Below are 12,256 nucleotides of genomic sequence, written 5' to 3'. Positions count from 1 at the left end.
GTCGATTCGGGTGCGGCGCCCTGGCCAACGGTGCTCGGCATTCGGCAGAATGCCCGTGCCGCAGGTCACAGCGCTCCCGAGAGGCGAGACGGGTGGCCCGGTGGAGGGGCACGACCGATAAACTGTTCTCGGACGACGCCGGGCGCAGCTCCTGTCGCGTCCGCCAATGATCAGCCAGCAGCCGCTGCAACCCCAGGGAGCGTTGTGTCCCGTCGCCTGTTCACCTCGGAGTCTGTGACCGAGGGTCACCCCGACAAGATCGCTGACCAGATCAGCGACACCATTCTCGATGCCCTGCTGCGCGAGGACCCGGCCTCCCGGGTCGCCGTCGAGACCCTGATCACGACCGGTCTGGTGCACGTGGCCGGTGAGGTCACCACCAAGGCGTACGCGCCGATCCCCCAGCTGGTGCGCGACAAGATCCTGGAGATCGGCTACGACTCCTCGAAGAAGGGCTTCGACGGCGCCTCGTGCGGTGTCTCGGTGTCCATCGGCGCGCAGTCCCCGGACATCGCCCAGGGTGTCGACACGGCGTACGAGAACCGTGTCGAGGGCGACGAGGACGAGCTGGACCGCCAGGGCGCCGGCGACCAGGGCCTGATGTTCGGCTACGCGTCGGACGAGACGCCGACCCTGATGCCGCTGCCGATCTTCCTGGCGCACCGTCTGTCGAAGCGCCTGTCGGACGTCCGCAAGAACGGGACCATCCCCTACCTGCGCCCCGACGGCAAGACCCAGGTCACCATCGAGTACGACGGTGACAAGGCCCTCCGTCTGGACACGGTCGTCGTCTCCTCGCAGCACGCGAGCGACATCGACCTGGACTCCCTGCTGGCCCCGGACATCCGCGAGTTCGTGGTGGAGCCGGAGCTGAAGGCGCTCCTGGACGAGGGCATCAAGCTCGACACCGAGAACTACCGCCTGCTGGTGAACCCGACCGGCCGCTTCGAGATCGGCGGCCCGATGGGCGACGCCGGCCTCACCGGCCGCAAGATCATCATCGACACCTACGGCGGCTTCGCCCGGCACGGTGGCGGCGCCTTCTCGGGCAAGGACCCGTCCAAGGTCGACCGCTCGGCGGCGTACGCGATGCGCTGGGTCGCGAAGAACGTGGTGGCCGCGGGTCTCGCCGCGCGCTGCGAGGTCCAGGTCGCCTACGCGATCGGCAAGGCCGAGCCGGTCGGTCTCTTCGTGGAGACCTTCGGCACCGCCAAGGTCGACGCCGAGAAGATCGAGAAGGCCATCGACGAGGTCTTCGACCTCCGCCCGGCCGCGATCATCCGCGACCTCGACCTGCTGCGTCCGATCTACGCCCAGACCGCCGCGTACGGTCACTTCGGCCGTGAGCTGCCCGACTTCACGTGGGAGCGCACGGACCGCGTGGACGCGCTGCGCAAGGCCGCGGGACTGTAGGTCTGCAGGTCTTCCTCGAACGACGCGTGGGCCCGGCCTCCTCAGGGAGGCCGGGCCTCGGCGTTTGCGCGGGCCGGTGCCGCGGGCAGCCCCTCTGTCCGAGGGCGTTCGCAGGTCTGGCACGGTGAGGCAAGGGGTTCTGGAGGGCGACCCCCGCGCCGGGCCGGGGGTAGCCCCTCAGGGCTCAGGATCACGTCCGGCACGGCCGGGAACCGGACGTGGTGTGTCACGAGACGACGGCGGGAAGTCGCCGGGCGGCGTCTCGAACGGTCACGGGTCCGTCCACGCGCCCGCGGCGCCGCAAGGGGAGCAGAGCTTCGGCGGAAGGACCGTTGTCAGTGGCGTTTGGTAAAAATGCAAGCGTGAGCAGCGAGAACGGGCAGGGGGACGGCGGTGCGGCCTCGGAGGGCGCGCCGCCCGAGCAGCTCGCGCTGATCCGGGAGAGCGTGCGGCAGGCCAAGGCGCCGCGGGCCAAGCCCCGGACCTGGCGGGGGGCCGCACTGGCCGAGGAGTTGCCGGTCGCGCGGGTGCTCGTCGACAAAGGCGTACTGCATCTGGACCGGTACTTCGACTACGCGGTACCGGCCGAGCTGGACGCCGACGCCCGGCCCGGGGTGCGGGTGCGGGTGCGGTTCGGGGCCGGCCGCGGCCGGGTGCGGGAAGGGCGGCGCGAGGGCGGGGGGCTCATCGACGGGTTCCTCGTCGAGCGGCTCGCCGCGTCGGACTACTCCGGGCCGCTCGCGGCGCTCGCGCAGGTGGTGTCGCCCGAGCCGGTGCTGAGCGAGGAGCTGCTGGGACTGGCGCGGGCCGTCGCCGATCGGTACGCCGGGAGCCTGGCCGACGTTCTTCAACTGGCCGTGCCGCCGCGCAACGCGCGTGCCGAGCAGCGGCCCTCCCCGGCGCCGCTGCCGCCGCCCGCGGCGCCGGAGGCCGGGACCTGGGGGCGCTACGAGCGAGGGAGCGCGTTCCTCGAGTCGCTCGCCTCCGGTGGCGCACCCCGGGCGGTGTGGAACGCGCTGCCCGGCCCCGAGTGGAGCGAGGAGCTGGCGCGGGCCGTCGCCGCGACGCTCGCCTCCGGGCGCGGGGCACTGGTCGTCGTACCCGACGGGCGGGCCGCCGCACGGGTCGACGCCGCGTTGACGGCGCTGCTGGGCCAGGGGCGGCACGCGCTGCTCACCGCGGACGCCGGCCCCGAGAAGCGGTACCGGGAGTGGCTCGCCGTACGGCGGGGTTCCGTGCGGGCCGTCGTCGGGACGCGTGCCGCGATGTTCGCGCCGGTCCAGGACCTCGGGCTGGTCGCGCTCTGGGACGACGGCGACGACAGCCACAGCGAGCTGCACGCGCCGCAGCCCCATGCGCGAGAGGTGCTGCTGCTGCGGGCCGCGCAGGACAAGTGCGGTTTTCTGGTGGGGGGTTGGAGCTGCACCGTGGAGGGCGCGCAGCTCGTCGAGAGCGGCTGGGCGCGGCCGCTGGTCGCCGCACGCGAGCAGGTGCGGCACAGCGCTCCGCTCGTGCGCACCGTGGGCGACCAGGACCTCGCCCGGGACGAGGCGGCCCGCGCCGCCCGGCTGCCCAGCCTGGCATGGCAGGCCGTCCGGGAGGGCCTGCGGCACGGGCCGGTGCTCGTGCAGGTGCCCCGACGGGGCTATGTGCCGCGGATGGCGTGCGCGCAGTGCCGGGCCGCCGCCCGCTGCCGGCACTGCTCCGGGCCGCTGGAGGCGCGGGACGGCGGTGCCCTGTGGTGCGGGTGGTGCGGACGTGAGGAGAGCGCCTGGCACTGTCCGGAGTGCGGCTCGTTCCGGTTGCGGGCGCAGGTCGTGGGGGCACGGCGGACCGCCGAGGAGCTGGGGCGGGCGTTTCCCGCCGTGCCGGTGCGGACGTCCGGGCGGGAGCAGGTGCTGGACACCGTGCCGGGGACACCCGCGCTCGTCGTGTCCACGCCCGGGGCCGAGCCGGTCGCCGAGGGCGGTTACGCGGCCGCGCTGCTGCTGGACGGCTGGGCCATGCTCGGACGGCCCGACCTGAGGGCCGGGGAGGACGCGCTGCGCCGCTGGATCGCGGCCGCCGCGCTCGTCAGGCCGTCGGGGGAGGGCGGAACCGTGGTCGTCGTCGCCGAGCCGACCCTGCGGCCCGTGCAGGCGCTGGTGCGATGGGACCCCGTGGGGCACGCGGTGCGAGAGCTGGCCGAGCGGGCCGAGCTGGGTTTTCCGCCGGTGTCCCGGATGGCGGCGGTGTCGGGGACGGGGGAGGCCCTGACCGCGTTCCTGGAGGCCGTCCGACTGCCGCCGGAGGCAGAGCTGCTGGGGCCGGTTCCGGTGCCGGCCGGCCCGCCGGGGCAGCCCCGGCGCCCGGGAGCGCCGCCACCCGGGGAGGAGTGGGAGCGGGCGCTGCTCCGGGTGCCGCCCGGGAGGGGCGCCGCGCTGGCGGCCGCCCTGAAGACGGCACAGGCGGCTCGGATGGCTCGGGGCGGCGAGGAGCCCGTGCGGGTGCGGATCGATCCCCCGGACATCGGCTGAGGCACGATGGGCGGTTGCGCGGTGGTGGGGTGGAGGTGGGCCGGGTGTGGGACTGCCCTCTCGGTCGGGGGCCGAGAGGGCAGGGGGGAAGGCGGGTTGGGGGGTGAGGTGCTGGGTGGGTCGGGGTGTGTGAGCCGTTGCGTCGGGTGTGGGGCGATGGGCGGTGGTGGGGTCATGGTGGGCCGGGTGTGCGGCTGCCCTCTCGGGCGGGGGCCGAGAGGGCAGGATGGGGGAGACGGGCTGGGGAATTGCCCTGGGCGGACGCGGTGCGTCAGCCGTTGCGCGGGCCGGGGAAGGCGGTGGGCCTGGCCTCGTCGCGCAGGGCCGGGCTCGCGGGGTCGCGGAGGGCCGGGACGCCGGTGTCGCGCAGGGTGGGGCTGCCTGCCGTGGGCTGGGTCGGCATCGAGCGGGCGGCGGGAACCGTGGGAACCGCCGGGATGCCCGTGTTCACGGTGACTGTGCGGGCGGCGGTCGGCTCGTCGGGTCGCTCGGCCTCGGCGGTGGCCGTGGCCGCCTGGACCGCGGCACGGCGGGCGCCGTAGCGGCGGTGTACGGCCTGCTTGGTGACACCGAGGGCGGAGCCCACCGCGTCCCACGAGAAGCCGAGCGAACGGTCGAAGTCCACCGCCGCGGTGACCAGGGTCTCGACGCTGTCCCGCAGCTCCTGGGCGAGGCGGACCGTGGGTGCCGGGGCGCGTCCGTAGACGACGAAGCCCGTGGACGGGCCGGAGCGGCGGGGGCGGTAGACGTTGCCCAGCTGGGCGGTGAGGGTGCGCAGTGCGTCCACCTGCCGTCGGACGCGCTCGATGTCCCGCACCAGCAAGTGCAGGCTGGCCCGGGCCTGGGCGTCGTGGGTTGCATGGTCGGCCATGAACAAGCCTCTCGAACCGGCGTTGAAGTAGGTGTGGTCAACTCTTTCTTGACCAACGCGGGTGCGCGCCGCTGGTCACGGTGTGGGGGCGTATGGGCATATGCGTACGCCCCCCGGGGGCCGTCGGCTCAGGGGGCGTCCCACCCGTCGGCGGCCGGACGGGTCGGCGACATAAACTTGTGCGTCGCCCGTCGTCCGTCCCGCCCGAGAGGCCCCGCCCACTCATGAAGCTCGTCTTCGCCGGTACACCCGAGGTCGCCGTTCCCGCCCTGGACGCTCTGATCGCCTCCGGGCGGCACGAGGTGGCCGCCGTCGTCACGCGGCCCGACGCGCCGGCCGGGCGGGGGCGGAGGCTGGTCGCTTCTCCCGTCGCCCAGCGCGCCGAGGAGGCGGGCATCGAAGTGCTGCGGCCCGCGAAGCCCCGTGATCCGGAGTTCCTGGAGCGGCTGCGGCAGATCGCGCCGGACTGCTGTCCCGTCGTGGCCTACGGCGCGCTGCTGCCGCGGGTCGCGCTGGACATCCCGGCCCATGGCTGGGTCAACCTGCACTTCTCGCTGCTGCCCGCCTGGCGCGGAGCCGCCCCTGTCCAGCACGCCATCATGGCGGGGGACGAGATCACCGGCGCCTCCACCTTCCTCATCGAGGAGGGACTCGACTCGGGGCCGGTGTACGGCACGGTCACCGAGGAGATCCGGCCCACCGACACCAGCGGTGACCTGCTCACCCGGCTGGCCTTCGCCGGCAGCGGGCTGCTCGCCGCGACCATGGACGGCATCGAGGACGGCACGGTGAAGGCCGTGCCGCAGCCGGGTGACGGGATCACCCTCGCGCCGAAGATCACCGTCGAGGACGCGCGGGTCGACTGGGCCACCCCGGCTCTGCGGGTCGACCGGGTCGTGCGCGGCTGCACCCCCGCCCCCGGCGCCTGGACCATCTTCCGCGGGGAGCGGCTCAAGCTCATCCAGGTGCAGCCGGTTCCCGAGCGGACCGATCTCGCTCCGGGCGCGCTCCTCGTCGGCAAGAACAGCGTGCACGTCGGCACCGGCTCGTACGCGGTGGAGCTGCTGTGGGTGCAGGCGCAGGGCAAGAAGCCGATGCGGGCCGCCGACTGGGCCCGGGGCGCCCGGATCGGGGACGGGGAGACAGTCGGGGCGTAACGCTCCTGCACGACCCCCGCCCGGCCCGTGACCACCGTCCCCGGTACGCGCCCCGGTTCGCGTGCCCCCGGGTCTGCGTGCCCCCGGTCTGCGGGCCGTCGGCCCGCAGACCTCGTCAGCCGGCATCCCCGGTGTAGTCACCGACGTACGCTGGACGCACCTTTCCTCCTCCCGTCGGCCCCTCGTTCTCCCCCTCCCGTTTCTCTCCTGCAATCCGGAGCACCTTTTCGTGAGCGACCAGCCCCACCGTTCCCGCAAGCCGGGCAAGCCCTACCGCCGGCCTCAGAAGGACCCCGTCCGCATCCTCGCCTTCGAGGCGCTGCGGGCCGTGGACGAGCGGGACGCGTACGCCAACCTCGTGCTGCCGCCGCTGCTGCGCAAGGCGCGTGAGAAGGAGGGACCCGACAAGTTCGACGGACGGGACGCGGCCCTCGCCACCGAGCTGGTCTACGGGACGCTGCGCCGGCAGGGGACGTACGACGCCGTCATCTCCGCGTGCGTCGACCGGCCGCTGCGCGAGGTCGATCCGCCGGTCCTCGACGTGCTGAGTCTCGGCGTGCACCAGCTGCTCGGAACACGTATCCCGACCCATGCGGCCGTGTCCGCCTCCGTCGAGCTCGCCCGGGTCGTGCTCGGCGACGGACGCGCCAAGTTCGTCAACGCCGTGCTGCGCAAGGTCGCGGCGCACGATCTCGACGAGTGGCTCGACAAGGTCGCTCCGCCCTACGACGACGATCCCGAGGACCACCTCGCCGTCGTCCACTCGCACCCGCGCTGGGTGGTGTCCGCGCTGTGGGACTCCCTCGGCGGCGGACGGGCCGGCATCGAGGAGCTGCTGGCGGCGGACAACGAGCGACCCGAGGTGACGCTCGTCGCCCGGCCCGGGCGGTCCACCACCGAGGAGCTGCTCCGGGAGGAGGCCTCGGTCGCCGGCCGCTGGTCGCCGTACGCCGTGCGGCTCACCGAGGGCGGTGAGCCCGGGGCCATCGACGCCGTACGGGACGGGCGGGCAGGGGTGCAGGACGAGGGCAGTCAGCTGGTGGCGCTCGCGCTGGCCAACGCGCCGCTCGACGGGTCCGACGCGTTGTGGCTGGACGGGTGCGCCGGCCCCGGTGGCAAGGCCGCGCTGCTGGCCGCCCTCGCCGCCGGGCGGGGGGCCGCGCTGCTCGCCTCCGAGAAGCAGCCGCACCGCGCGGGGCTCGTCGCCAGGGCGCTGGCCGGCAACCCCGGGCCCTACCAGGTCATCGCCGCCGACGGGACCCGGCCGCCGTGGCGGCCCGGCTCCTTCGACCGGGTGCTGATGGACGTGCCCTGCACCGGCCTCGGCGCTCTGCGGCGGCGGCCCGAGGCGCGCTGGCGGCGCAGGCCGGAGGACCTCGACGGCTTCGGGCCGCTCCAGCGCGGGCTGTTGCGGACCGCGCTGGAGTCCGTGCGGGTCGGGGGCGTCGTCGGGTACGCCACCTGTTCGCCGCACCTCGCCGAGACCCGGGCGGTCGTCTCCGACGTCCTCAAGCAGTTCCCGGAGGCCGAGCTGATCGACGCGCGCCCGTTGCTGCCGGGCGTACCGGAGCTGGGGGACGGGCCCGACGTCCAGCTGTGGCCGCATCTGCACGGGACCGACGCCATGTATCTGGCGCTGATCAGGAAGACCGGCTGAGTCCCGCCCGGCTGCCGCGTGCATGAGGAAGGCCGGCCCCACGTCGACGGCGTGGGGCCGGCCTTCCTCATGGGCTGGTGCCCTCGCGGGGGTCAGTCCGTGCCGAACTCCATCGCGGCGCGGTCCAGCAGCTGGTCGTCGTCGGACACCTCGCCGCGGGAGGCGATGGCCTCGGCGCCGCCCTCCGGCAGCTCCGTCATGGTGCCGATGAGACCGGTCGCGGCCGCCTGGGCGGCGCCGATCGCGGGGCTGCCGGTGCCGATCAGACCGAGCGTCGCGTACTGCTCCAGCTTGGCGCGTGAGTCGGCGATGTCGAGGTTGCGCATGGTGAGCTGCCCGATCCGGTCCACCGGGCCGAACGCGGAGTCCTCGGTGCGCTCCATGGACAGCTTGTCCGGGTGGTAGCTGAAGGCCGGTCCCGCGGTGTCGAGCAGGGAGTAGTCCTCACCGCGCCGCAGCCGCAGCGTCACCTCGCCGGTGACGGCCGCGCCGACCCAGCGCTGGAGCGACTCCCGGATCATCAGTGCCTGCGGGTCCAGCCACCGGCCCTCGTACATCAGCCGGCCCAGGCGCCGGCCCTCGTTGTGGTACTGGGCGACGGTGTCCTCGTTGTGGATCGCGTTGACCAGGCGCTCGTAGGCCGCGTGCAGCAGGGCCATGCCGGGCGCCTCGTAGATGCCGCGGCTCTTGGCCTCGATGATGCGGTTCTCGATCTGGTCCGACATGCCGAGGCCGTGGCGGCCGCCGATGGCGTTGGCCTCCATCACCAGATCGACGGGGGAGGAGAACTCCTTGCCGTTGACCGTGACCGGGCGGCCCTGGTCGAAGCCGATCGTCACGTCCTCGGTGGCGATCTCGACCGACGGGTCCCAGAACCGCACGCCCATGATGGGTTCGACGGTCTCGACGCCGGTGTCCAGGTGCTCCAGGGTCTTGGCCTCGTGGGTGGCGCCCCAGATGTTGGCGTCGGTGGAGTACGCCTTCTCCGTGCTGTCCCGGTAGGGCAGGTCGTGGGCGACGAGCCACTCCGACATTTCCTTGCGCCCGCCGAGCTCGGTCACGAAGTCCGCGTCCAGCCAGGGCTTGTAGATCCGCAGGTGCGGATTGGCCAGCAGGCCGTAGCGGTAGAACCGCTCGATGTCGTTGCCCTTGAAGGTCGACCCGTCGCCCCAGATCTGGACGTTGTCCTCGAGCATCGCCCGGACCAGGAGGGTGCCGGTGACGGCACGGCCCAGCGGCGTGGTGTTGAAGTAGGCGCGCCCGCCCGAGCGGATGTGGAACGCCCCGCAGGTGAGCGCGGCCAGGCCCTCCTCCACCAGCGCGGCGCGGCAGTCGACCAGGCGCGCGATCTCGGCGCCGTAGGTCTTCGCGCGGCCGGGCACCGAGGCGATGTCGGGCTCGTCGTACTGGCCGATGTCGGCGGTGTAGGTGCACGGGACGGCACCCTTGTCGCGCATCCACGCGACCGCGACCGAGGTGTCGAGCCCGCCGGAGAAGGCGATGCCGACGCGCTCGCCGGCGGGAAGGGAGGTGAGGACCTTGGACATAGGAAGATTATGCATGAACTCGCATGGTCATGCAAAGCCCGGCTGTCGAGGCCGTCGTCCCGCCGACCGTGAGGGCTGTCAGGTCTCGGTGCCCTCCACCGGCTGTGCGGGGCGTTTCCGCAGGTTCACGCGGTCTTCCCGGGCCAACCGGTGCGGCCACCAGATCTTCGGTCCGATGTCCAGGAACAGTGAGGTGACGAGCACCGACCGCACGACGAAGGTGTCCAGAAGGACGCCCAGGGCCACCGCGAAGCCGATCTCCGCGAAGGCGACCATGGGCAGGGTGGCGAGGGCGGCGAAGGTGCCGGCCAGGACCAGGCCCGCCGAGGTGATCACCGAGCCGGTCGCCGCCAGGCCGGTCACCACGCCCTGCCGGGTGCCCTGGCGGGCGGTCTCCTCGCGGATCCGGGTGGTCAGGAAGATGTTGTAGTCGATGCCCAGGGCCACCAGGAACACGAAGACGAACAGCGGGAAGTCCGTCGACTCGCCCGCGTAGTCGAAGAGGTGGCGGAACGCCAGCGCGCTGAGGCCAAGGGCCGCCGCGAAGGACAGGATCACCGTCCCGACCAGCAGCAGCGGGGCGATCAGGGCGCGCAGCAGGGCGCAGAGGATGAGCAGGACCACGGCCAGGACCAGCGGGATGATCAGCAGGTTGTCGTGGGTGGTCGCCTTGTCCATGTCGAGCAGTGCCGCCGTGCCGCCGCCCACCCGGGCGTCGGCGTCGGGCACCTGGTGCACGGCGTCGCGGACCCGTTCCACGGTCTGCTTCGCGGCCTCGCTGTCGGCCGGGTCGGTCATCGTCGCCTCGAACAGCACCTGCCCCTCGTGGACGGGTTTCGTGCCCGGCGGCAGACCGAGGGAGGTCGGCACGACGCCCTCCGTCCCCGCGACCGCCCGTTTCACCTGCCCGGCGCGCGCTTGGTCGGCGATGACGACCAGCGGATCGCCGCTGCCCGCCGGGAAATACTTCGCCGACACCTCCTGGCCCGTGATCGAGTCCGGTTCGCCGGTGAAGGCGTCCGCGTTGCCGATGCCCTCGGCGCGCAGCTGGAGCAGGCCGAGCGAGCACACCGCCAGGACCAGCGCCGTCACGGCCCAGACCGTGCGCGGACGGCGGGCGATGCCACGGCCCGTGCGCGCCCAGACGCCGCGCTCGGTCGGGTCCGGGGAGCCGAAGTGCGGGATCACCGGCCAGAAGATCCAGCGGCCGCAGATCACCAGCAGGGCCGGGAAGAGGGTCGTCATCGCGAGCAGCGCGACCGCCACGCCGATGGCCGCGACCGGGCCCAGCCCCCGGGTGGAGTTCATCTCGGCGGCCAGCAGCATCAGCATGCTCAGGACGACCGTGGCGCCGGAGGCCAGGACGGCGGGGCCCGCGCGGTGCAGCGCCAGCGCCATCGCCTCGTGCCGGTCCTCGTGCCGGCGCAGCTCCTCCCGGTACCGGGCCACCAGCAGCAGGGCGTAGTCCGTGCCCGCGCCGAACACGAGCACCGTGAGGATGCCGGCGCTCTGGCCGTTCACCGTCAGACCCGCGTGCTCGGCGAGGAAATAGATCAGGGCCTGCGCGGTGAACAGGGCGGCGACCACGGCGAGCACCGGGACGACGAGGAGGGTGGGACTGCGGTAGGTGATCAGGAGCATGACGACGACCACCCCCAACGCCGCCAGCAGCAGGGTCGAGTCGATGCCCTCGAAGGCCTCGGAGAAGTCCGCGGAGGTGCCGCCGGGCCCGGTGATGTGCACGGCCATGCCGGCGCCGCCGTCGCCGACGATGTCACGGATCGAGTCGACGGCCGGGGCGATGCGCTCCCAGCCCTGCTCGTCCATGGTGATCGGCACGTAGATCTGCGCGGCCCGCGGGTCGGCCGGACGGTCGTAGACCGGGCCGCGGGTCTCGCCGCCGCGGATGCCGTGGTCGGTGAGCTGTCCGAGCCGGGCCGCGTCCTCCGTGATCCGGACCCGGTCCGCGGCCGTCAGGCCCCCGTCACGGGCGTAGACGACGACCGCGGGGATCTGCTCGGGCCGGAAGTCCTGCGAGATCTCCAGCACCTGGGTGGACTCCGCCGACCCCGGCAGCCAGGAGGCCGCGTCGTTGTCCTGGGCGTCGGTGAGCTTCTGGGCGAAGGGCGCCGTCAGGAACAGCACCACCAGCCACAGGGCCAGCACCAGCCACTTCGCGCGCCGCCCGCAGACGAGGTGCGCGATACCCCGGTTACCGGTCATGCCCACCCCTGAAGCCCGACGGCCGCTGCCGAGTGAAGCCCCGCGCCCGCAGGAGCGCGGGAGGCCGCGTGCACAGCGGCAGCCGGCCCGCGGACGACGTACCACGGTCGCTCCACCGGACCGATGCCCGCAACCCCCGCAGGGCATGGCAGGCTTGGGTCATGGCCGTGCAGATCAACCCCAGCATCCTGTCCGCCGACTTCGCCCGCCTCGCGGACGAGGCGAAGGCGGTCGCCGGAGCCGACTGGCTCCACGTCGACGTCATGGACAACCATTTCGTCCCGAACCTCACGCTCGGTGTGCCGGTCGTAGAGTCACTGGCCCGTGCGACGGACACCCCGCTGGACTGCCATCTGATGATCGAGGCCCCCGATCGCTGGGCCCCGCAGTACGTCGAGGCGGGTGCCTCGTCCGTCACCTTCCACGTCGAGGCGGCCGCCGCACCCGTGCGGCTCGCCCGCGAGATCCGGGCGAAGGGCGCCCGCGCCTCCATGGCGCTCAGGCCGGCGACGCCCATCGAGCCGTACGAGGACCTGCTGCCCGAACTCGACATGCTGCTGATCATGACGGTCGAACCGGGCTTCGGAGGCCAGTCCTTCCTCGACATCATGCTCCCCAAGATCCGCCGCACCCGCGAGTTGATCAGCAAGCACGGACTCGACCTGTGGCTCCAGATCGACGGCGGGGTCTCGGCCTCGACGATCGAGCGATGCGCCGAGGCGGGCGCGGACGTGTTCGTGGCAGGCTCGGCCGTGTACGGGGCGGACGACCCGGCCCAGGCGGTCCGTGGGCTGCGGGCTCAGGCGGAGGCGGCGACCGCCGGAGCCTCCTGGGCATGTGGACACTGAACCAACCACTTACCGACAGGTATG

The 12,256-nt window shown here is 73.2% G+C and carries 8 protein-coding genes; 5 read left to right on the top strand and 3 right to left on the bottom strand.

What is annotated here, in order from left to right; translation table 11 throughout:
* Positions 1-204: 204 nt before the first annotated feature.
* Positions 205-1,413, top strand: coding sequence for a methionine adenosyltransferase (gene metK, locus QF030_RS09455; RefSeq protein WP_020128869.1), 1,209 nt, complete (start codon positions 205-207; stop codon positions 1,411-1,413).
* A 362-nt stretch (positions 1,414-1,775) separates the two neighbouring features.
* The gene (locus tag QF030_RS09450) at positions 1,776-3,929 is read left to right on the top strand and encodes a primosomal protein N' (RefSeq protein ID WP_307162208.1); all 2,154 of its coding nucleotides are present in this window, start codon (positions 1,776-1,778) and stop codon (positions 3,927-3,929) included.
* A gap of 271 nt (positions 3,930-4,200) precedes the next feature.
* Here the strand turns inward: QF030_RS09450 and QF030_RS09445 are convergent, their stop codons facing one another.
* Positions 4,201-4,800: a hypothetical protein gene (locus QF030_RS09445; RefSeq protein WP_307162207.1), complete on the bottom strand. Its 600-nt coding sequence runs from the start codon at positions 4,798-4,800 to the stop codon at positions 4,201-4,203.
* A 224-nt stretch (positions 4,801-5,024) separates the two neighbouring features.
* Between QF030_RS09445 and fmt the strand changes: the two genes are divergently transcribed.
* Positions 5,025-5,957, top strand: a complete 933-nt coding sequence (fmt, locus tag QF030_RS09440; RefSeq protein ID WP_307162206.1) for a methionyl-tRNA formyltransferase — start codon at positions 5,025-5,027, stop codon at positions 5,955-5,957.
* 229 nt (positions 5,958-6,186) lie between these two features.
* A complete protein-coding gene (locus QF030_RS09435; RefSeq protein ID WP_307162205.1) occupies positions 6,187-7,614 on the top strand; it encodes an RsmB/NOP family class I SAM-dependent RNA methyltransferase in 1,428 nt (475 codons plus the stop codon).
* Between the two features lie 92 nt (positions 7,615-7,706).
* Here QF030_RS09435 and argG read toward each other — a convergent pair whose 3' ends face one another.
* Together argG and QF030_RS09425 are read right to left on the bottom strand one after the other, a co-directional pair.
* On the bottom strand, positions 7,707-9,161 hold the full coding sequence (argG, locus tag QF030_RS09430) for an argininosuccinate synthase (RefSeq protein WP_307162204.1): 1,455 nt from the start codon (positions 9,159-9,161) through the stop codon (positions 7,707-7,709).
* A gap of 78 nt (positions 9,162-9,239) precedes the next feature.
* Positions 9,240-11,384, bottom strand: coding sequence for an MMPL family transporter (locus tag QF030_RS09425; protein ID WP_307162203.1), 2,145 nt, complete (start codon positions 11,382-11,384; stop codon positions 9,240-9,242).
* A gap of 161 nt (positions 11,385-11,545) precedes the next feature.
* Between QF030_RS09425 and rpe the strand changes: the two genes are divergently transcribed.
* Positions 11,546-12,232, top strand: a complete 687-nt coding sequence (gene rpe, locus QF030_RS09420) for a ribulose-phosphate 3-epimerase (RefSeq protein WP_307162202.1) — start codon at positions 11,546-11,548, stop codon at positions 12,230-12,232.
* Positions 12,233-12,256 lie beyond the last annotated feature (24 nt).

It is taken from the genome of Streptomyces rishiriensis (assembly GCF_030815485.1).
Classification (GTDB): domain Bacteria; phylum Actinomycetota; class Actinomycetes; order Streptomycetales; family Streptomycetaceae; genus Streptomyces; species Streptomyces rishiriensis_A.
Note: the sequence above shows the minus strand (reverse complement) of the source record. Positions and strands in the feature narration are given on the sequence as shown.

Coding starts and splice junctions, on each gene's coding strand:
- QF030_RS09445 (WP_307162207.1), bottom strand. CDS start 4,800: ATGGCCGACCATGCAACCCACGACGCCCAGGCCCGGGCCAGCCTGCAC.
- fmt (WP_307162206.1), top strand. CDS start 5,025: ATGAAGCTCGTCTTCGCCGGTACACCCGAGGTCGCCGTTCCCGCCCTG.
- argG (WP_307162204.1), bottom strand. CDS start 9,161: ATGTCCAAGGTCCTCACCTCCCTTCCCGCCGGCGAGCGCGTCGGCATC.
- QF030_RS09425 (WP_307162203.1), bottom strand. CDS start 11,384: ATGACCGGTAACCGGGGTATCGCGCACCTCGTCTGCGGGCGGCGCGCG.
- rpe (WP_307162202.1), top strand. CDS start 11,546: ATGGCCGTGCAGATCAACCCCAGCATCCTGTCCGCCGACTTCGCCCGC.